This is a genomic window from Sporosarcina quadrami (genome assembly GCF_014836615.1).
Lineage (GTDB): Bacteria > Bacillota > Bacilli > Bacillales_A > Planococcaceae > Sporosarcina > Sporosarcina quadrami.
The window spans coordinates 19,386-41,625 of the sequence record NZ_JACSQN010000008.1 but is presented as its reverse complement, the minus strand read 5'-3'; the positions used below and the strand labels follow the sequence as shown (position 1 = coordinate 41,625).

The window sequence follows — 22,240 nt, the reverse complement described above, 5'->3', positions numbered from 1 at the left end:
TATGAATATTCATAATAACGTATAGTTATTCAAATTTCACGGATAACAACATTCATTTAAAAAGCTTCCTCCAATTATCATATGCAATTGTAGTTAATAAACTGAATTGCGCCTTACACAGGTACCTTAATAAAAGATTGTATTTCCTACGTCTACGAAATAGGTTTTACCGTGCTCGGCATCTATCATATGAATATGCCCTACTGTCTCTGGATAGGAAGGCAAATACGTTACTAAATAATGGGACTTTCCCTCTTCATCAAATTCTCTTGCCATGGCAAGTTCCATCTGCAACTTTTGCAACAGTTGCTCTAGTGCCTGTTGTTTTGAAAGCGTCGGTTTTGTATTGATTAAGACGAACAATTCTTCATTGATCGGCTCAATGGAAGCACTAATAATATGACCTGAATAGAGACCGACTTGAATGACGGTTACGCACTCTTCAACTGGAATATTTCCGACATGGTATTGGAAGAAGAATGCTTTAGAATCCTCCTCTTCCACTTCATCTATTTCGTCGTCATGTAAAACGTACCCACACGCTTCTTCCTCTTCTTCCTCCCCGATTTCGTCCTGCCAGTCTTCAAACTGTTCTTCCACTTCCATCATAAAATGAGTTTGCGCTTGTGGAAATAGCTTACAAAGAAAATCGAGCGCACGTTGCTTTAGCAAGTCATCTGCGAGCGGATTCTGTCTCGCTTTCCATCCTTCAACATTGGAGACCGCTACAATTTTCTCTGTCTTGGAATCGACTTGAATTGTAATCATCCGTTCACTATAGGCTTCAGAAAGGTCAACGTTCTCGGCCATTTCAAGTGAATCGTGCTGCCACTTTTCCGTTCGGATGCCATCCTTCATATGCTCGCCAATTTTCAAATGATTGTCCGTAATGCCTATGAGTTCATGAAGAGAGGCTTCCGGCACAACATCCATTTGCACACGTTCATACACATTGCTTTCTGAAACGGTATCCGGCTGTTCCCCTGAAGCAGGCACTTCCATCGCTGCCTCTTTCACTTTATAAACGAGACGATAGGAATCATCTCCATTGACATAAATATCTGTATCGATTTTTTGAATGACCAACTCCAAGTCGATGAGCTCAGCATACTTCCTCTTCGCTTCATCCGCGGAAATAACGTGAGATGGATATCGAATGTCTATTTGATCGACAGAAAAAGTGAATTGAAGAACGCGACCATCTGTGGAAATCGTGATTGAGAAACCTGTCCCTGGTAAATAAAGCCCATATACCTCTTCATGTAATGCGTATTCAACGATACAGATTTCATCTAAATCAATGACTGCCTGTAATCGATAAGTTTCTAAGCTGTTTGGATAAAAGGCTTCTATGAATTTCTCCGCAATGGTAGGCATTTCTTCAAGCGTTACATTACCCGGTTCAGGTTCATTTACATAATAAAAATTAAGTAATTGATCGTCCTCACCAAGTGTGCACGCAGCAATTAACTCATTTGATTCCACATCGATGATTTCATAACTTTTCCCTTCAAATAGTTCTTCCTCTTTATTTTCGACAAAAACTACTCGTTCAGTCAGAAAATCTGTTAAAGTGTTTAGTGTTGTTAAATTCGGTTTCATATAATTCAACTCCTGCGGGTGATGATTATAGTTTCATAATTCGACTATACACTATAAACGTATTAGAGTTTAAATGATGCACCATCACGAAATAGTAAAAACGTAATAATTATGAAGGGTAAACTGCTCTGTTTTAGGGAATAGACCAAACAGAAACAGGTGCTTTTTAAAAAGGAAAGGTGAACACACATGATAGAATTCAACCAGATAACCACTTTATTCTTAGCGACAGCTCTTTATTTACTCGGCATGGCACTCGTCAACCGAATTGGAATATTAGATCGATTCCTTATTCCTGCGCCGGTCGTCGGCGGTCTCATCTTTGCAATCGGTGCGCTCATTCTTCAAACAACAGGCATCGTAGAAATCTCACTCGATACATCCTTACAGTCACTGTTCATGATTGCATTTTTCACGACAGTCGGACTTGGAGCGAGTTTTAAACTCATCAAATTAGGCGGTAAACTGCTTGTCATCTATTTATTACTGTGCGGTGTAACCGTTTTCATGCAAAACGTCATTGGCGTCTCTCTCGCGAAGGTTTTTAACATCGAGCCTTTGCTCGGCGTCATGAGCGGGGCCGTATCAATGAGTGGAGGACATGGCGGAGCAGCAGCATATGGACAAACAATCGAGGATCTCGGCATTACATCCGCAGTAACAATCGGGATGGCTGCAGCTACCCTTGGACTCATTTTCGGTAGTCTTTCAGGCGGCCCCATCGCACGTCATTTAATCGGAAAGTATAATTTAAAGCCTAAAGAAGGTGCAGTTGAAGAATATGTAGAACAAGACGAAAAGCCAATTGGGCAACATTCATTCATGATTCAAGTGACGATGATCACGTTATCTATGGCAGGTGGAACGATGCTCGGTGATCTGTTCACTGAAGCAACCGGTTTTGTCCTACCTGCATACATTGGCGCCATGTTCGTTGCAGTTCTACTCCGTAACATCGTCGACCGTTTCCTTCCTGGAACTGTGAATATGAAAGAAATTAACCTGATAGGTGATGTCTCACTCGCCATTTTCCTGTCCATGGCACTTATGAGCATCAAGCTGTGGGAAGTTGCTGGCCTTGCGCTTCCACTTGTCGGCATCATCGTGTTCCAAGTCGCATTCATCGTTGCTTTTGCTATATTTGTCATGTTCCGCGCACTTGGTAAAGACTACGACGCAGCCGTCATGGTTGCCGGTTTCCTCGGACACGGTCTCGGTGCAACACCAAATGCGATGGCGAACATGGGCGCAACTGTCAATAAATTCGGACCGTCCCGCACAGCATTCCTCGTCGTCCCGATCGTCGGCGCGTTTCTTATGGATGTAATTTTCAGTGCACCTATCATCATTACAACAATTAACATATTAGCACCGTAAGATAAATGGAGAGAGGTGCCTCTTTGAGAGGTACCTGTGCAAGAAACATTCATGATAATTCAAACAACTCGCATCATTATACAAATTGTTCAAACAAAAGTTAATGCAGCAGACTCGCTAATGAATAACTATTCAATTGTCTTGTATTGTCTGAATCGTGTTTTGCACAGGCACCTTAAAATCGGGAGGGGATAAATTGGCGAACATAAAAGAAACAATAGGGCTTGCGGTTATCAGCTTGTTGTTCAGTCTTTTCACATGGGCTTTAATTTCATCCTACATAGAGGAGTACGATTTACTTTCTATGGAACCTGCGTCGGGAATCGTTACTGAGAAGACAGGAACAAAAAGTTTATTCAAGCCACCTGCCTATCATGTGCGAGTACTGTTGCCGAATGGGAAAGAATCCCCTTACTTGCATCGTGTTTCAAAAAAACAACTAAATGCTATATCAGTTGGTGATCGGGTGGAGGGGTACTCGGCACATTCGGCGGACTTTTCAACAATCCGTGATATTTTCTACGACAGCCTTTTTTACTTCTTCGGTATTATCATTCTAGGCTTCATCGCTTTTTGTTGCCTCGTCGCTTTCGTCTTTTCCATACCAGGCATTGAACGCCTTGAAAAGAAGACACCTTCTAAACGCAAGAAGAAACGCAAACGGAAAAAGCGCAACAAAAGCAGAGAGCAAGTGGAACGGAGCGGCTGGCGGATTGCATGGAGTGTCATTTTCATTTTCTTACTCTTTCTTACCCCGGCTGCCATAAACACAGTGCGTAAATTATGGCCGTTCGGAAAAACGGAGAAGCACGCCATGATTGTAGATACAAATTCTTATGTGACCTATCGAAGACATGAAGACTCCTCTTACGAACTGACTATTTCCTTCCTAGATCATGCAGGCAATCACATCCGAGTAATCAAAGACGTCACAAACCATACGTATCAACAGTACAACATTGGCGATATTCTACCGATTACATATCGCAATGCGAATCCATATGATATATTTGTGCCCGGCACTTCCATATGGGATATCTATTACGCAGTATTGACAGCAGAGGCATTCGTTTACATGGTCATTATTGCGGTCACTGTATTTGTCGGATGGGCGTATTGGACTGGTGGTAGAAAGAAGAAAGCGTAAAAACTAAAGACTCCTGTCAGAAATGGACGACTACCAATGCAAGCAACATGATTGAAGAGTCCCTAACACAGGTGTCCAACGAAAAAAACAGGCCAGATCCACGCGTTTCCCGTTAGCTGGAAAATGCAGTTGGATCTGGCCTATTTCATTCACATGATTGGTCGCTGTTGCTCATTCATTTGTCCTTTGAATGAAACCTGCGATGCAAGGCGTGCACATTGTCTGCAAGTTCTGGTACGGGGCCATCCACACGCGCATGACGGATGATGTCTTCGATGGGATATGATTTTACGGCTGAGGGGCCGACACCCATCTTTTCATTCCACTGGGCAAGCTGTTTGGACGAACTGGCGTAGACGATGCGTCCTAAACCGGCGAAGCCATGAGCCGCAGAACACATCGGACAATGCTCGCCGGATGTGTAAACCGTCGCTTCTTGCCGCTCGTCAGGCGGTAGATGCTGCGCTGCCCAGCGTGCGATTGCAAATTCAGGATGTTGCGTCTGATCACCGTCGCCGTCCCGGTTATGATCTTCAAACAGTACTTCACCGTCAGCAGAAACGAGCACCGAACCGAATGGTGCATTCCCTTGCTCCAGCGCTTTTTCCGCTAGTTCTACGCAACGTTGTAAATGTTTCATATCTGTTTCGTTTACCATTAGAACATTCCTCCTTACTCTTCTCTGCCCGATTTGTGTGTGATTGTAACATCGTTATACCCTATTAAATCCTGGTACATCCTCTCAAACAACTCCGTGGGCATAGTGAAATGCGTCGTCTTATCAGTCCCCACATACGTCACAAGCTTTATTTGGCCATCCTTCACTTCCGCTTCCAGCAACGCATTGTTCCATGTGTCACGGACGGACACGGCTGTCCCGTTCTTCTTTGCCTTCTCTTTGTATGCGTACTGCATGTCCAACACCCCTTTACTTATACAAAGCCTCATCGACTTGGATAGTCTGATTTTCTTCTAGTAGCAAGCTTATGAACAACTCCCTGTCCTTCGGTGAGACAAGCGACATCCCATAAGTACCGTACAAAATCTCAATCCGATTGATCGACAGGGCCGGTGCAGAAAGCGGGTTCTTTGTCGCCGTCAGCTTCCTGATGTCCGCAATCTTCACCTTACTCTTGAATGGACCGGATATGATGATAATCAACCCGTCCTCCACTCTATAACCGGTGCCGAACCACATCCACAATAGAAAACCGACTATAATAGTAGTGATAACAATCCCTACCACACCGACCGGTTCTCCCCCAAAAATGTAAGCAGCCATACCGAACAGCACAAATCCCCAGACGAGCATTGCCAGCCATGTATCTTTTTTAGACGGGAAATACATAATGCCCCACCTCTTTCGATGAATAAAGGAATGAATTTTCGAATTAAAAACGATAACTACTATACGACTCGACTAGCTAAAGGTTTCGTTTAATAATAAAGGTACCTGTGCAAGAAACATTCACGTTAATTCAGATAAATTGAATAAAAATACTAAGACACCTTCGTAGATGTATTAAAAGCTTAATTTTCATGCAATTGTAGTGTATTTACTGAATAGTCTCTTGCACAGGTACCTATGATTGGATTCCTTCTAATACGGACGATGAACTTTCAGCAACTTCAAAACCTCAAGCAAACGCTCCACTTCCGCATCTTCCAAAGGTTCCATCACCGCAATCTGCAGCCAATTCCGTTCCACTAAATACTTACTTTCATAATGGACACGGAAGCCGTTTACAAACAGATCATCGCCGAGCCGTTTAGAGGAATCTCCTTCCGGAAGCACGAGAGTAATGACGCTTGACTTCGTAGCTTCTTCCGAAGTGAGTAGCGCATAATCCAGCTCACGGATTCCTTTGCGAATACGATTCGCACTCGCTGCAATGTGTTCCAGATGTTCTTTTGTTTGGTTCAATAAATTCCCGAGCGCAACATGCATTGCTGCCAGCAAATTAGACGATTGCGTAAACGGGATACCAGCCTTGCTCGCATAGAGCCCAATATCCAAATAACGCGGCAACGCATCATCCGGTTCCAACGCATCTATATGGAACACAAGCGCAAATCCAGCATAACTTGCAAGCCCTTTTCCACTCACTGAAGAAGCGAAGTCGACCTTAGTCAAATCCACTGGAATTATGCCAAGTGAACTTGCACAGTCGACGGCCACCCGGATACCGTGTGCATGACAAAGTGCGGTAATTCCAGCCAGATCATTCACTACTCCTGTCGACGTTTCAAGATGGGTTAACCAAATCCAATCGTATCCCCCTAAACGAAGCAGTCTTTCCACTTCATCCAGACTAAACGACTCGCCCCATTCTTTTTCCAGGCAATCAAACGACAAACCAAATCGTTGCGCATGATCAGTCAGACGTTGCCCAAACTCACCGTTAACTAGTATGAGCCCTCTACCACTTACTCTCGACAACTGAGCCGCCACCGCATCATTTGCAAGTGTTCCCGTTCCTTGCAACAGTTGGACATGGTTCGCGCCAGTCAGTTCCCGCAACTGTGCAGTCACCGATTTCAACAACCGTGCATAGACGGGCGACCGGTGGGATAGCGGTTCTTTCATCATCGCCTGCCGTACATTATGGGCAATCGATACAGGTCCCGGTAGCAGATTCACCATTGGTAGATTCATGCGCCCCGCTGCCCCTTGTTCGTACGTATCCATTGTCATGATCATCGGCACATACTTCGCTTCTTCCGTCCCGACCGGTTCAGCAAACTGAACGTATCCCATCTTCCGGTACAACTTTAACTCCCGCACTGTACCTGATATCACAGCCGCATCAAATCCAGCTTTCAAGCACCAGTTCACAAGGGCTTGCATCATACCGAAAAAGGCACGGCCTGTACGATGCGCCGGATCGACTGCAAGCAATCGGATTTCGACGGGATAATTCGGCAGATTCGCCAAGTGGTCTTCAATCGGACCGATCTTTTCGTCGAGTGAAAACGGACGCACAGACCGCAATGCAATCATCCCGACCAACTCTTCCTCCTTCATGCAAAGCACATATGTATTTTCCGCGTGGAATCGGTCTACCATCATCCCGTCCTCATTTGGCGCATGCTGCGGAATCTCCTCCACAAACGTTTTATAATTCAGCTGATGAATTCGCTCTTCATCCTGCGGCAACATCGCGAGTCTGTAATAGTAAGCCATTATTGTTGCTTCCTTCCTTCGTAAGCTGTTTTATCTAGTTTATAACTAGTAAAGGTACCTGTGCAAGAAACATTCATGATAATTCAATCAAATTGAATTAACATACACTAAAACCACGAAGATGCAGTAAACGTTTAATTTTTATGCAATTGTAGTGTATTTACTGAATAGTCTCTTGCACAGGTACCTAAACTCTATTGAACTTTCAAATTTGTTCAAGTATAGTAGAATACGATTGAATATTTAGAAATGGTGAATGAATCATAATATATATATAAAAGAGGGTCGCTTTGATGAATTGGAATTATTTAAAACATGAATTTCTAATTACAGCAAGAAGCAGACGGTCTATTCCTTTCGTTTTCTTTGTTGCCTTTTTATTGTTCAGCTTTTGTTTAATCTTATGGCCGTATGCAAATACGAAGGAAGGCTTCAATAAAAAGGAGACGGTGGAGCATTTAGCGTATTTGGATGAACAGATGGATTTAAGGGAAAGTATCGGAAATACAGGACTTGTTTTTAATATGCAACGCATTAAAACATTTCTTCAAGTAGGAAATCCTGTGTATGCAAAGCTTTCCTACGAACATGATTTGTACTCAGCTATGTTGGAATCTTTTGATGATCGAAACTTTGAGCGCATGCTCCAATTACGAACGTTTTATTTACAAAGTAATCCGAACGAATATTTAGAGGATCGTTTTTTATTCCAAACCGCCCCGTTCCCTATTAAAGACCGGGAGCATGCATACCAACAAACGATGATGAAATATGAGGATTACCTCAGTAAAGATCACCCGATTACATTTGGGTTGATGTATGAGAAGACTGGGTTGCAATCATTGCAAAATTTCCTTCAAAACTACGGGATGTACATGCTTTTATTTTGCGTCATTTATTTCAGCAGTGACATTCTTTCGAGAGATCGAAAGCATCAGTCAGTACTTCAAGGATTGCCCCTATCCTGGTACCGCCAGTTGAACTTGAAATCACTATCGGTATTTCTTTATTCAGCAGCGTTCATTCTCGTCTTCACCGTTGTCGGAATGCTAATCATGACGATTCAGTTCGGATTTGGACATTTCGATTTAAATGTTCCGATTATGATCGGGCAACAAACGATGTCACCGGAGGATTACAGTGTTATGTCGCTTGCGGCCTATTTAGGGAAAACACTCGTCGTCTTGCCGTTGCTCGTCATCTTGTTTGTCAGGTTGAATGTCGTTTTAGGATTACTTTTTAAGAATGAATGGGTTGTACTCTTTATTGGCAGTCTGATTTTGTTCTCAGAACGGCTTTATTTTACGCGATCGACGAGGGAATTGTTCGGCAAGGACGTCAGCCTGTTCCCACAGACATACTTTGATTTCGGGAAAATTATTGATGGGGAAAAGAACTTTTTGCTGAACACGGAAACGATTTACTATGCAAAAGGCATTATCGTTCTTTTGATTACCTACCTCATCATTGAGGTCATCCTGTTTATTGTTTCTTTATTCATGAATAAGCGCCGATTCTATTTAGCAAAGTAAAAGTGGGAAAGGAGGAAGGACATGTGGATGTTCTGGAACTATTTAGTATTTGAAGCGAAGCTATTACTATCGAATAAGAAAAACTGGCTGCTAGGTCTTGTACTCATTCTCTTTTTCCCAATTTATTATTCGCATTACAGTCAAACGGACATTGTTGGGATTAATGAAAAGAAGAATGCAGAAGCTGAGAAATTCATTGACCTGTTTGATACATTTCCCGGTTCCGTCTGGATGACAGACGAAGGGAAAATAATTCGTGAAATATTGAAAGAACAAATTAGCTTGATGAACTGGCAAAGGCTTTACTTAAAGACGGATGGCAATTCTGATGGCTATTTCGGCGCAGGCACCAATTTCGAGAAGTATTTTGAAGCAGGACTCCAGCTGAACGAATTACGTCTTGATTTGCATCGAAGAGGAAATAAAGGGATTCAACGGGATCATATTATGCCTGTTAATGAAATACTAAAAGAAAATGCACTCTACCGATATCACATAGAGCATGAAATTCCTCTCGTCCAAGATCCATTCAAAGCGAATAATTACATACAGGTCGCATTGAATCTACTAAGCGGAACACTGTTTTGCTTGCTTGTATTGCTCATGGGCAGCAGCATGCTTATACATGATCAACAACACCCTTCCCTCTTGAAAGGTTTTCCTATTTCATTCATGCGGAAAACTATTAGTAAGGTTGGCGTCCATTTTGTGCAGCTCATGCTTTTTATGTGTGCAAGTATAGGGATTGGTATTTATTATGTTGCGCGAAAAACGGGGTGGGGAGATTTCAGAGCTCCTGTACTCATTTATCAGGATGCGGATTTCATCGCAGTATCCGTGGTGCGCTATTTAATATACATGGTCGTAGCATTTGCTTTAATAGCTCTGTTACTGTTGCTCGCATTCCTTTTACTTAATCATGTGACGAAGAATTTGTACGCTTCAATTGTCATCATCTTATTAATATTACTTTCCCCGCAGCTTCTTTTAGCTATAGGAGTGGAGACCAATTGGCTCTATCCACTGAAATTCATCGACATCGGAGCTGTTCTAAGTGGCGATGCAGCGCAGGAATATGGTATTGATAATCTTGATTTCAAGCATGCATATAGTTGGCTCGTCATCCTTAACTTGCTTGTCATCTCCATTTTATACGGTAGAAACAAGCTAATTTACAGGAAAAAAAGTGGACATATTACACAAAAATCAGATGAAAGGCTGGGTGAAGCAGGATGAACAATAGAAATCGCTTCAATGCCAAAAGTGCCGTAATCGGAATTTTTGGTTCCATGTTCCTTTTGTCTGGTTGTCATAATTTACAAGGAACGAATCAGGAGATAAGCAACGCGTATGCCGACAACTATGAAATCAGCGGAACGACACGAGATGACATTATCGGACCGGTTCACCCTGCCATTTTCACGACAGTAGATCGAAGCAATAAAGGAGCAAAAAGAAAGTATGGTCCGGTAAGTTCAAAAAGCGGAGTAAAGCTATCGCTTGAGACTGGAAGGTATGTACTAACAGGACATCCTACAGGGAATATTTTTATTTATGATGAAAATGGTAACTTGCTCGTTCAGGAACTTGTAGGGGAAAAAGTCGGGGTGCCTACTTTGACTGCTGACATCGATTCAACGTTCAGCGTCGTACTGGACGGAGGCTACGACATAGCAACGATCGAACCAGTAAAGACAGCGCTATCTACAGAGTTGACCGCAGGCATATGGGATGTCGGGTTGGATATTGAACCAGGAGAGTATACAATCAGTACCCCGAATGGATATGGCTTTGTTCAGATCTTCGAACAAGGAGAGGAACCCCGTCTCTTCGAATTGACTGCAGGCGGATTGACGTACTCTAAAAGCCTCGTTGAACTGAAAGAAGGCCAAAAGGTACGCGTGTCAAGAGTTTCGATAGTTTACTTCGAAAGGACAAGTGAAGCGGATGGGGATGACTAGCTCAAGTTAACTGTATAAGAAGAATGGATACTCATTTACCATATAACACGACTTCACTCATCATTAAATAGAAACCGAATGAAAGACAGTGCTTCCCCTTTGTGGAGTGCCTGTCTTTCATGACCTCAATTATAAGTCATCCTCTTCCCAAGGATCGATGTCTGCATAAATTTGATAACCATTTCCCCAATGTGTCCGCATCCAATCGATCACTTGTGCCGCTTCTTGTCCCGCATTTTCATCAACGCTTTTTACATCGTGTAATTTAGCCGCACACCAGGAAGGATCAGGAAAATTTTCAAACCACTGTTTGTCGTCGTCTTCCAGCGGATCTGTATAACACATACCATCATCTACCGGGAGCATTTTCGGCCAATCAAGCGCAAGCCCCGCGTCGTCCATCCATTGACGGATGTCAAGGCCGACCGTGTAAGGTAACATGTACTCCGCTACATCATCTTCTTCATTTGTAAAATGCAGCCGATACTCTTTAGGATTTTCCTGCTTGAACATTTTTTTAAAGAATGATTCTTTCGCTGTCGCGTCTACAACTGTAAAATTTCTTATCGCCATTAGCCTGACTTTATCGGCATATTGCTCAGTCGAGCGATTAGGGTACCTTTCCAACTCAATTTTTCTCAATCTATCCAATTCCTGTTGTTCCGCACTTGTCAGTTTTGAAAGCAATTCCTTTTTCCGAAGATCCGGTATTCTGACGGCAGATTTTCTTAATACTTCTTGATTCATCCTATACGCCTCCTGATGTTTAAATTAGGTTAATAACGTATTCGACATAATACTGTGAAACCCTCTAACGTTTAAGGTACCTGTGCAAGAAACATTCATGATAATTCAATCCAATTGAATAAAAATACACTACAACAAACGATACAGCATTCAACATGTACTTTTTATGCAATTGTAGTGTATTTACTGAATAGTCTCTTGCACAGGTACCTAATGTTCATCCAGCATCTCTGCAAGCTTTTCTTTCACGGCTTCTGTTGTCACAAGACAGCTCACCGCAGAGAGCTTCGTCTGGATCATCAACTCGTAGCCCTTATTCAATTCAGTTGAATGGCCATAAAATCGGTGATGAATATCGATTGGGATGAACTGATAGGACTGTATCTTGTGCCAATGTACGAACCGCGAGCCACATAGTATCCCATCTTCCTGTACAACAAACAGATTCCATAGTTTTGGTAAATTCAAAAGTACTGGAACGAGCACGAAAAGTGTTAATAAATTTCGTTTCAACATGGCGATTTCTACTATGGTACCTATACTCAAAAACAAAATGAATAAGCTATTGAACCAGACAGCCATCTTCTGTCCCGAGATAGTCGGCGACCCGAGCGGCTTCTGCGGTATCATTTGGACACCTTCCCACTCTTCTTTCGTCACCGGGAACACAACAGGTTTCCTCATTTTCACTAACACCTGGACGAACCGGATAACGAGATAAAGCATAAAAGCGAGCATAAACGAGCCATAAACGGCGAATATCATGTCAATCCCCCTGAAAGTTTGGTTAAAAGAATTCATCCAGCAACTGATAATAATGAACTTTCTCAGCATCCACTTCCTCCACACCATACGCTTTCTGATATACATCCAATTATAAGATGTAGAGTATGCCCGTATCAGAATCCCTGATCGAATGCGCCACCAAACCATAAAAACAGGAAGTAGGCCAGTAGGATGCCGAACAGGATGATACGCATATATGCACTCGTATCCTGGTCATCTTTACGGATATCACGGATGCCTGTCGTCAGGGAAACAAATCCTAAAAGAATCATAAAATAAATGGTAAATTCATAGCGTTGGGAAAAAATCAAGTAGGCTGCAGCTATGACGACTAATGGATAAAAGATCAGATCAAACTTTGTCATGGAAATCCCTCCATATCCCGAAACAGTATACGAAAAGCCCTCCTACGACAACGCAGGCTGCTCATGACCTACAAAACGACGCGCTTTCGATTCGTTTCTTTTGTGCTATTGTAGCCCACTTGCTGTAGAAAAAGCCATATTTTCCCCGTTTGTAATTAGAAACCAAACAGTAAATACAGCTTTCCTCCCGTAAAAGGCAGGTCACGGGCAAACATGCCAATCCACTTACACAATTTCTATATGACTGTAACGGCGAATGTAGACAGCGACGGACACTTGTAAATGACCGTAACACTGGATTTAATAGATAAACGGGTACATCGTATAATTCGATGTACCCGCACTCCCACAATCACGCGTTACCACTTTCGCTAACCTGAAGCAAATCCCACATATCAGCAAAAACAGCCTCGTCCATTTCAAAATAGACATCCATTGCGCCATACAGGATATATCCGTCCCCCAGAATCTCCAGTTCGACAGTCGTGCCGTCTTCCAGATGTATCGTCAGTTCCTTGGCGCTTTCGCTGTTACGCAGTTCGTCCAGTGCTTCCTGATTGTGCTTACGCAATTTCGGTTTCACGTTATTCAATTCCGCTACAAAGGCGTTCAGCACAGTCGTATCGGTGACGGGCTTGAAATTTTCAATGCTGTTATACCATTCATCACGCGTTCTCCAGTATGCAGTGGACACGTTGCCAATCATGTTCAATTGACCGAACAGATCCGCTCCGCTGCTGATCGTGATGCCGTTCAGGTTTTCATAGAATTCTGAATGCGTTTCACCGTCGTGCTCGATATAAATCATGATCCTGAAATCAGAATCATAACCGACTACCGTATAGACATCCACTCCGCGTGGAATCGTCGACGCCAGCTCTTCCCCATACGCTTTCCTGCTGCTCCATTCGTCAATATTTCCTTTCGTCACACCGATTTTCTCTCCCACAAGCGTTTTAGCGAATGCCGGCTTGATTTTCGTATTTGTCTGCGTATACACTTTTCCTTTATAGACAATCAACCCGACCATGTCCATGTTCTCCGTATTTCCTTTTGGCAGCTTGATGGCTGGAATGAAGATTTCACCGCTTTTATTACCGATAGCTCCCTGTCCCCCGCCCGCTTCATTCAAATACGAAGAGCCGATTAGCAGGAATGCACCAAAGGAGAGGAACAAGGCTGCTGCGATACTGATACCTGTCAAATTCAATCGTTTTCTGCTCTTCTTCATTTCTAAACCGGCTCGTGTAACACCCCGTTTACTTCGATCACTCAATTCCGCAGGTATGTCAATTTTGTTCATTTCATGTTTCACCTTATTGTCCATATCGCTCATCCCCTTCCATCTCCGCACGGAGGTTTTCCAGTGCGCGGTACAGAATCGTTTTTGCTGTTCCTAAAGGAATATCCAATGTCTCGCCAATCTCTTTGAATGTCAGCCCTTCATAATATTTCAGCATGACAACACTTTTCTCGCTTTCATTCAACCCGTTCATCAAGCCGTCCATTGTCACCCTGAGGTCGATATCTTCCTGTATTACATTAGGAATATCCCCTTCCGTCCCCTCATACAGTTGGACGTTTTTTTTATTCGCTCGCAACACATCAAGCGAACAGTTGATAGCAATCCGAAGTAGCCATGTTTTAAAATACGCTGCTTCTTTTACACTCTTTATATTCTTGAATGAACGGTAGGCCGTCTCTTGCACGACATCCAGTGCATCACTCGGATTTTTCACATACAGGAAAGCCATCCTGTAAATATCCTCTTCAAAAGGCTGGAATAATTGCAAAAACGACTGCTCATTTCCCTTTTGTGCTTTTTTCATCAGTTCCGACAAACGATCACCTCCAAGATTGCATCTTCATTGATTAGACGGGGCGTTCAGCGATTTGGCTCTACTTATCTAAGATAAATTGAAGAAGTTCCATATTCAAATATTTTTCTGAAACTTTGAAACTTTTTCTGTTATTCTGCGTCTGTAAGGTACTTTACAAGATAATTGGGAGGATGAAAAATATGAAGCATAAACTATTTTCTGTATGTGGCGCAATGTTACTCGCATGCAGCATGTCTGTAACGAGCATGGCGGCAAACACACAGGTATTTCCTGATGTCCCGCCATCGAAGCACTTTGCGGAAGCGGTCAATGAGCTGGCGGCACGCAATGTGATTGGCGGATATACGGACGGAACATTCAGACCTGGCGATTCCATTACCCGGGGACAAGCAGCGGCGATTATTGTGAAGATGACAAAGCTTGATACGTCGAAAGTGAAAGATCCGAAGTTCAAGGATGTCTCTACGGCAAACGGATCCTTCGAGGCGATTGCCGTATTAGCGGAAAAAGGCGTCATAAACGGCTACGGCGACGGGCGTTTTGGACCGAATGACTCCATTACGCGAGCACAAATGGCTTCTATTATAATTAAAGCATTTGAGTTGCCGCTGTATCGTGATCCTGATTACGGATTCAAAGATGTCGCGTATAAAAATGGGCATCGGGACGGCATTTACAGTCTGTACCAACTCGGCCTTACGACGGGTACTTCCCCTGAAACATATAGCCCGAATGCTCCTATTACGAGAGGTCAGGCGGCCAAATTATTGAAGGCGTCTGAAGAAGTGAAAACCGGAATTCTGACGTTGCACGCAAAAGACTATAAATGGAAACGATTCAATGACGTCAGTAAGACAAACTCGGATGTATTCGATATTGTGGCAGACAGTGAACTGCCAAGCCAGGTCAATTTACAGACAAGGATTCATATTGTTCCGAAGAAAGAAGGAACTGGGACGCTCACTTTTTCAGGCGCCTCACAAGAAAATTCATCTGATAAAAACTATAGAAAAATGAATGTACACGTTGCACTAGTGAATGGGGAATGGGCAATTTCATTTGATGAGACTGATGAGATTTTCTCTACACCTGTTCAGCTGTGGAAACAATATGAACAACTTGAACAGAACGAAAGGTTTATCGGCGCTTCCTCCATTACGCTTGCTACAGCAGACGGAAAAATGGTGAATGAAAACGTGGAATTTACACGCTGCGATAATTTAACACTCCAAAGCTGCAACGTCATCCAAATGGATCAAGCCGGGGAATTCATTGCGACAGTAACGTATACGGACGGCGAGGAAATACGCTATCATATCCTGTCCAGTGAACAGGATGACAAGTTTCATTATCAAACCTACATCACACAAATCAAACCCGATGAAGTGGTGACAATATGGGAAGGCGCTCTACTTGGTAAGCATGTGTTGCCAAAAGGAAGTGAGCAGATTGCGACAGTGACGAGAGATCCGGGATCGAATGTGTTCCGCATTACACCGAAGAAACCGGGCGAATTCTTTATCGACTTCCCGGATAGCAAGGTGGCACCGGGCAGTCATCGGATCTATTACGGAATCACGGTGAAGGTCAGCCAGCTGGGACCTTATCTGCATGTCAGTGCGATGAGCAGTGAGGAAGATGATATGGTTTTTGATTGAATTTTAAAATCGGTACCTGTGCAAGAAACATTCATGATAATTCAGCTATCTTGAATAAAAATACAATACAAACACAAGAAAGACAGTTTCATAGGTTTTCTCTTGACTACTTATGCAATTGTAGTGAATATACTGAATTATGTCTTGCACAGGTACCTAAAAAGCATCTTGAATTTTAAGATTTTGATTCTTTTCTCATAGGGACAATCATACAATCTAGTGGTCACTTTACAAAACAATGAAGTAAAACTAGGAGGCTTATTTTGAAAAAAATCAAAAAGCTAGGTATGGTTGTCACCTCTTCGGTGTTGTCTATTGGTATGTTTTCATCCGTGGCGGATGCTTCAACTTTACACAATGGACAACTAGAAAAGGTACGGATTCAAGTCGCATCCACTGATACGATTATTACGAAAGAGGAATTGATCAAGAAATTCAAAAAGATGTTTCCTAACCAGTTTGATTTCTTAACGAACGGTGATTTTCAGATGAGCAGTGCGCATATTTATCCTGAGGATGAAACTGTGCGGCATTCGTTGAATTTCACAAAGTTGGTTAGCGGAAAGAGAGTGTATGGAAATATCGGTTTTGTCGGAGAGGATCTGGATATTGAACACTTTTCGTACCAGCCTCCTAACGTCAAGGATGCTTTATTCCCTGCAAAAGTATCAAAAGAGGAAGCCAGAAAAATAGCGGAAGAGTTTATGAAAAAGTCACTGGGTGGCAAGGATTATCAATTGGAAACGAATGCGTACAATTATTATCCTCAACAAATTTTAACAGAACCAGTACGCTACTCTTTCTCCTTTGCACGTACGAAAAATCAAGTTCCGATTGCCGATCAAAGAATGGAAGTATCTGTGTTAGGTAATGGTGAAGTCGTGAGTTTCTATAAGATGGCTCCTCAAACCGGCTCTTCCACTTTTGATGCAGTGACGCAAATTAAAGATAAAAATGAAATGGTACAACAAGTTAGAGCAAATCTTTCTGTTGACCTGAATTATCACATTAACTATGATTACCAAACCGGGGAACGCAACGTAGAACTTGTCTATCGACCAACGGCAACATTGCAAGGCATTGAAGCTGCAACCGGGAAATGGATGACTGCGGACGGATACGCAACAGACCTTCCAGCAAAAACAAAAGTTGAAGCGATTTCCGCGAAGCCTCTTCCAGCAAAACAGGATGGCATTACTGTAGAAGAAGCGAAAAAAATTGCCGAGCAATTCCTTGCGATCGATTCGGATAAGGTTAAATTAAAGATCGAAGTCATTCAAGAGAGGGAAAATTATAACGGTCAGACTGTCATTAGCGTGCAATATATGTATCAGTATGCGAATGGAGGAAATGGATCCAGCATAGAAATCAATAAAAATACGGGTGAAATCGTCCAATACTATGATATGAAAGAGCATATCTTCCAGGAAATTGGTGAAAACGATAAAACGGCTCCCCCTCTGTCCAAACAGGAATCACTCGCCAAAGCTGTGAACTATGTGAAAGAATGGGTCCCTTCTTATGTGCACAATTATGCAATGCCTGTAACAGATCCGTATTTTGAAGAGAGAATTAATTCTTATCAATTTGTATTCCCTAGAGTTGTGAATGGGATTATTGTCAATGGCGATCAAATCCATGTTGGAATAGCAGCTGATGGTTCATTAAACAGTCTGAATGTCAGTTATCAAGAGATTGAAGGTTGGCCATCAAGCGATGAAATCATAACTGAGCATGAGGCGAAAAAGATTTTGGAGGAGACGCTTGACCTTAAACTCTCCTATATGAAAAAAACTGAAAAAGAGAACCACTATGATCTTTTGTATGTACCTGTTTTCAGCGACGATCCATTTAGTTACGTGAATGCGAATACAGGGAAATGGACTAACTTGTTTAGCGGTAATGGTTCGATAGTTGTCACTCATCCTTCGGCGGAAGAGGAGCTTAATTATCTCATTAACGCCAAAGTTTTAGATGTGAAGGATGTGAAAAGCTTTAACGGGGATGCTGCCATTTCAACTGGCGAAGCATTGAAAGCGCTCATGAATTCGCTTACCTATTTCTATTATAACGATTATTACTATGGTCAAGAAAACACGAACCAAACATTTGCTAATATCGATCCGAAACACCCGTTATATCAAGAAATTGAACGCGCCGTTGAATTAGGCATCATCAAAGCCGATACAAAGAATTTCGATGTCGATGCTCCGATTACGAGGGAAGCACTTTCGGTGTGGATGATTCGTATAATGGGGCTAGAACAGGCAGCAAAGGATGCTAACATTTTCAAGCTTAGTTTTGAAGATGCTGAAAAGATCCAGTCTTCGAATGTCGGTTATGTAGCAATGGCAAACTCGATGGGCTTAATTGAAGTGGAACAAAACCGGTTCAACCCTGACCGTGAAGTGACATATGCGGAGTTGGCAGTATCCACGATTCGCCTGGCGCATGCAATGGCTGAAGGCGGAAGAGGTTTGCGGTATTAGTTTGTGTGCCAGTCACTCACACAATTCTCACACAATTGAAGAGTCATTGAAATAAGAATGCCCGTACAGGAAACAGGCGTGAACCGTTTCCTAACACGGGCATTCTTACTTATCATAGTGGCATACATAAGATTACTATTTGTCTAATATGATAGGCTTGCTTATCTTTACAATTGAGTTCATGGTCTGAATCGTTTCGTCCGCAGCATTTTTTCCGCTAGTGTATTCTCTTCAGTAAAACGACCCCGTATCCTCTTTTCGATCTTTCAATTCCTTCAGTACAAAAGCCCGGTACTCGACCCATTCTGGAAACTGATAAAAGAAGTTCACTTTTTCTTCTGAGATCGACTGAGGGCTGTCATTATAAGGCGTTAACATAAAGTGAGAAAAAGACTCCGCAATATCTTCATAAGGATCTACCGTAGCATACACTGACACAAAGGATTCTTTGTTCTTTTCATAAAAAGCAACTCTTTCTTCCGTAGTTTTAATACCTGCATCTAACCACTGCTCCTCATAATCCTTCAAAAAAGCTTGATAATAGAGATTCATATAACTGCCAGTGTTATAACACTCCCAGTACTTCTTTAAATGAAATTGATCTTCCGGACAAGTATCCGAATTGACAAAATCCGCTTTATTCCACAACAGCAAGTGGCCATATTCATGAATTAATGTACTGATAGTAGCAGACTGAAGCCAATGTGTTATTAAATTTGAAGGCAACATCAATTTCCCATCATACGGATTAGCATTCGGGTAAATATCCTCCCTGAAATCAAGGATTTGCAAGTTCCCTTTATTTCGATCGAACAAAGCCAGCACGACATCAGCTATACTTTTAAAGACACTCTCTTCTTCACCTTTCGTCAAAACAAATTGATCTTCTATAATTTCATAGCGGGCGATACTGTTGTCTTCATCCATCATATCGTTAGCGGCAAAAGCAAGAACAGATTTATCCTCTTCCGTATTCACACTCAAATATGCCCTATTATCTCTTTGCTTTAACGTCCCTGAAAAATCAGTAAAATAATCACTTCCGTATGTATCCCCTAAATCGCGGCACTCACCAATTGTTTGACATATCTCCGAATCAATCGGTTGCGACCAGTAATCATTAATCTCCGCTACATCCACTTGACCAACCTCTTCAATATTCTTCGACTCCACCAAGTCGGCAACTGCCTTCTCTTCCTCTTGACATCCCGCAAGTAAAACCAAAATTGCAGTGACTCCCCCGATGATCATCTTCTTTAACTTCCTCATCCCCATCCACCCCTCCAATAAAAATCATCTATGCTAAAAAGAATATTTAAAATTGTTCGCGACGACTAGTATACGTTTATGTTGTCTGAAGGTTTCAATTGATTTGCGTGCTATTTGCGTGCCAGTCACCCACACAATTCCCACACAACTCTAAAAGCCGCCAACCTCATACAGGTTAGCGGCTTTTTCTATATTTTATCCTTCCCAGCCGAACACTTTCCGGTCCCAATGGCGATGTGCCGTCACTGCATCGACGAATGCTTTACCAAACGATGAAGGGTCCAAGTCCGCAATCACTCCAGGTCCCTCTGCTGCTGCTGAAGCGTCAAAGAACGTTTTACCCGTGGACGCAACGCCAATCGGTTTGTAATGCTTATACGTTTCGTTGATGAACTCAACCATATCCATTGTGAATTTCTTCATGTTATCCGCTTCTCCACCGACTACATAAATGGCATCATATAATGTCGAATGAACGGTTAAAAATGTCTCATCGACTTCAACCGCCAAGTCGTTTTCACCATAGACGACACCGAATTTATCACTGACGACATCGACCGTCATGCCGGCTGCCACACATGCATTGACGACTGACTCCACTTCATCGCCGTCAAATCCTTTGCCGATAAGCACAGCCACTTTTCGTGTGTCCGGTAGTTTCACAGTCTCCATTTGGCTTAATGCCGGCGACGTTTCAGTCACTTGTGATTCTTCAACATCAGTTGGAAACTCCGCTCCAACAGCTTCCGCCACTGCTGTCGCGAGCCCGACATCTACATTTGCAAACATGTCGACAACTTGCTGTCTAATATTTTTACTCTTCACTTTCCCGACTTCGAAGCTGAATGCATCGACGATATGTTTTTTCTCTGTTTTCGACATACTGTTCCAGAACAACTTCGCTTGTGAGAAATGATCTTTGAAAGAATCACTTCGTGCCTGGATTTTCCGTCCTTCCACTTTTTCTTCATAATGGACATATCCACCCTCTTCTTCACTCGACGTCGAAGGGGTGTTATCTGCTAACGAGTTTTTATGATAACTCACTTGTCCGACATTGATCGTCTGTCTACCATAGCCGTCCCGCTGGTTATTGTGGAAAGGACAAACTGGTCGGTTAATCGGCAGTTCATGGAAATTCGGTCCACCTAAACGAATCAATTGTGTATCTGTGTAAGAAAACAATCTTCCTTGCAAAAGTGGGTCGTTCGAAAAATCGATACCAGGTACGACATGTCCAGGATGGAATGCGACTTGTTCCGTCTCAGCGAAAACATTGTCCACATTGCGATTCAACGTCATCTTCCCAATAATTTTCACAGGCACTTGTTCTTCAGGCCAAATCTTTGTAGGATCGAGAATATCGAAGTCAAACATGAACTCATCATTTTCGTCAATGAGTTGGACACCTAACTCAAACTCGACAAAATCTCCCTTTTCAATTGATTCCCACAGATCTCGACGATGGAAGTCGGGGTCTTTCCCGCTAATTTTCTGTGCTTCATCCCAAACTAAGGAGTGGACACCTAATTTCGGCTTCCAATGGAACTTCACAAAATGCGCTTTCCCTTCTGCATTGACAAAACGGAACGTATGGACGCCAAACCCTTCCATCATTCTGAAACTGCGAGGAATGGCACGGTCTGACATATGCCACATGATCATATGGGCAGATTCCTGATTGTTTGCGACAAAATCCCAAAACGTATCATGTGCAGAAGCTGCTTGTGGCATTTCGTTATGCGGTTCGGGCTTCACTGCGTGAACTAAATCAGGGAATTTAATCGCATCTTGAATGAAAAACACCGGCATGTTATTACCGACTAAATCATAATTTCCCTCTTCTGTATAGAACTTAACAGCAAAGCCGCGCACATCCCGAACCGTCTCAGCTGAACCACGACTTCCTGCCACTGTTGAAAAACGCGTAAATACAGGGGTTTTCAATCCAGGCTGTTGTAAAAAAGCTGCCTTCGTATAGTCTTTCATCGACTCGTATAATTCAAATTCTCCGTGAGCAGCAAAACCTCTAGCATGAACAACACGCTCAGGGATGCGCTCGTGGTCAAAGTGTGTCATTTTTTCACGGAAATGAAAGTCTTCCATTAACGTCGGTCCTCTGGAACCTGCTTTTAAGGAATGTTCGTCTTCAGCTACTTTCAACCCTTGATTGGTCGTCATTTTCTTACCTTTATCGAGTGAGCGGTACTGATCGAGCTGTTTGTCTTTGCTTAAGCGATCGTTGTTTGCAGTCACATCAATTCCTCCAGTCGGTTTAGTAT

Annotated in this window: 19 protein-coding genes; 7 read left to right on the top strand and 12 right to left on the bottom strand. The window is 42.7% G+C overall.

What is annotated here, in order from left to right:
* Window positions 1-126: 126 nt before the first annotated feature.
* The gene (locus H9649_RS09995; protein ID WP_191694616.1) at window positions 127-1,602 is read right to left on the bottom strand and encodes a YcdB/YcdC domain-containing protein; all 1,476 of its coding nucleotides are present in this window, start codon (window positions 1,600-1,602) and stop codon (window positions 127-129) included.
* A gap of 189 nt (window positions 1,603-1,791) precedes the next feature.
* Between H9649_RS09995 and gltS the strand changes: the two genes are divergently transcribed.
* Window positions 1,792-2,979, top strand: a complete 1,188-nt coding sequence (gene gltS, locus H9649_RS09990) for a sodium/glutamate symporter (protein ID WP_191694615.1) — start codon at window positions 1,792-1,794, stop codon at window positions 2,977-2,979.
* Window positions 2,980-3,175: 196 nt separating this feature from the next.
* Window positions 3,176-4,126: a hypothetical protein gene (locus H9649_RS09985; RefSeq protein ID WP_191694614.1), complete on the top strand. Its 951-nt coding sequence runs from the start codon at window positions 3,176-3,178 to the stop codon at window positions 4,124-4,126.
* A gap of 175 nt (window positions 4,127-4,301) precedes the next feature.
* Here H9649_RS09985 and H9649_RS09980 read toward each other — a convergent pair whose 3' ends face one another.
* The 4 genes from H9649_RS09980 to H9649_RS09965 form a co-directional block, all read right to left on the bottom strand.
* On the bottom strand, window positions 4,302-4,784 hold the full coding sequence (locus H9649_RS09980; RefSeq protein WP_191694613.1) for a nucleoside deaminase: 483 nt from the start codon (window positions 4,782-4,784) through the stop codon (window positions 4,302-4,304).
* A gap of 14 nt (window positions 4,785-4,798) precedes the next feature.
* Window positions 4,799-5,041, bottom strand: a complete 243-nt coding sequence (locus H9649_RS09975; protein ID WP_191694612.1) for a hypothetical protein — start codon at window positions 5,039-5,041, stop codon at window positions 4,799-4,801.
* A gap of 13 nt (window positions 5,042-5,054) precedes the next feature.
* Window positions 5,055-5,474: a PH domain-containing protein gene (locus tag H9649_RS09970; RefSeq protein WP_191694611.1), complete on the bottom strand. Its 420-nt coding sequence runs from the start codon at window positions 5,472-5,474 to the stop codon at window positions 5,055-5,057.
* A 252-nt stretch (window positions 5,475-5,726) separates the two neighbouring features.
* A complete protein-coding gene (locus H9649_RS09965; RefSeq protein ID WP_191694610.1) occupies window positions 5,727-7,310 on the bottom strand; it encodes an aminotransferase class V-fold PLP-dependent enzyme in 1,584 nt (527 codons plus the stop codon).
* A gap of 293 nt (window positions 7,311-7,603) precedes the next feature.
* Between H9649_RS09965 and H9649_RS09960 the strand changes: the two genes are divergently transcribed.
* From H9649_RS09960 to H9649_RS09950, 3 genes are read left to right on the top strand one after another with little or no spacing between them, the layout of a single operon-like run.
* Window positions 7,604-8,842 carry a hypothetical protein gene (locus H9649_RS09960; protein ID WP_191694609.1) on the top strand — a complete coding sequence of 413 codons (1,239 nt, stop codon included), beginning with the start codon at window positions 7,604-7,606 and terminating at the stop codon, window positions 8,840-8,842.
* A gap of 21 nt (window positions 8,843-8,863) precedes the next feature.
* Entirely contained in the window at window positions 8,864-10,078 is a 1,215-nt protein-coding gene (locus H9649_RS09955; protein ID WP_191694608.1) for a hypothetical protein, read from the top strand.
* Window positions 10,075-10,803 carry a hypothetical protein gene (locus tag H9649_RS09950; RefSeq protein WP_191694607.1) on the top strand — a complete coding sequence of 243 codons (729 nt, stop codon included), beginning with the start codon at window positions 10,075-10,077 and terminating at the stop codon, window positions 10,801-10,803. Before H9649_RS09955 ends, H9649_RS09950 begins: the two co-directional genes overlap by 4 nt.
* Window positions 10,804-10,932: 129 nt before the next feature.
* Here the strand turns inward: H9649_RS09950 and H9649_RS09945 are convergent, their stop codons facing one another.
* From H9649_RS09945 to H9649_RS09925, 5 genes are all read right to left on the bottom strand, one after another.
* Window positions 10,933-11,550 carry a hypothetical protein gene (locus H9649_RS09945; RefSeq protein ID WP_191694606.1) on the bottom strand — a complete coding sequence of 206 codons (618 nt, stop codon included), beginning with the start codon at window positions 11,548-11,550 and terminating at the stop codon, window positions 10,933-10,935.
* A 210-nt stretch (window positions 11,551-11,760) separates the two neighbouring features.
* A complete protein-coding gene (locus H9649_RS09940; RefSeq protein WP_191694605.1) occupies window positions 11,761-12,315 on the bottom strand; it encodes a hypothetical protein in 555 nt (184 codons plus the stop codon).
* A gap of 134 nt (window positions 12,316-12,449) precedes the next feature.
* Window positions 12,450-12,701 (bottom strand): DUF3953 domain-containing protein, encoded by a 252-nt coding sequence (locus H9649_RS09935; RefSeq protein ID WP_191694604.1) that lies wholly within the window; start codon window positions 12,699-12,701, stop codon window positions 12,450-12,452.
* Window positions 12,702-13,053: 352 nt separating this feature from the next.
* Window positions 13,054-14,004 (bottom strand): hypothetical protein, encoded by a 951-nt coding sequence (locus tag H9649_RS09930; RefSeq protein ID WP_191694603.1) that lies wholly within the window; start codon window positions 14,002-14,004, stop codon window positions 13,054-13,056.
* A 13-nt stretch (window positions 14,005-14,017) separates the two neighbouring features.
* Entirely contained in the window at window positions 14,018-14,542 is a 525-nt protein-coding gene (locus tag H9649_RS09925) for an RNA polymerase sigma factor (protein WP_225229805.1), read from the bottom strand.
* A 179-nt stretch (window positions 14,543-14,721) separates the two neighbouring features.
* Here H9649_RS09925 and H9649_RS09920 point away from each other — a divergent pair, with 179 nt between their 5' ends.
* Window positions 14,722-16,200 carry an S-layer homology domain-containing protein gene (locus H9649_RS09920; RefSeq protein ID WP_191694602.1) on the top strand — a complete coding sequence of 493 codons (1,479 nt, stop codon included), beginning with the start codon at window positions 14,722-14,724 and terminating at the stop codon, window positions 16,198-16,200.
* 263 nt (window positions 16,201-16,463) lie between these two features.
* The gene (locus H9649_RS09915; RefSeq protein WP_191694601.1) at window positions 16,464-18,689 is read left to right on the top strand and encodes a YcdB/YcdC domain-containing protein; all 2,226 of its coding nucleotides are present in this window, start codon (window positions 16,464-16,466) and stop codon (window positions 18,687-18,689) included.
* 231 nt (window positions 18,690-18,920) lie between these two features.
* Here the strand turns inward: H9649_RS09915 and H9649_RS09910 are convergent, their stop codons facing one another.
* The gene (locus tag H9649_RS09910) at window positions 18,921-19,958 is read right to left on the bottom strand and encodes a hypothetical protein (protein ID WP_191694600.1); all 1,038 of its coding nucleotides are present in this window, start codon (window positions 19,956-19,958) and stop codon (window positions 18,921-18,923) included.
* Window positions 19,959-20,153: 195 nt separating this feature from the next.
* Complete coding sequence (locus H9649_RS09905; protein ID WP_404828733.1) at window positions 20,154-22,220, bottom strand: catalase; 2,067 nt, start codon at window positions 22,218-22,220, stop codon at window positions 20,154-20,156.
* Window positions 22,221-22,240 lie beyond the last annotated feature (20 nt).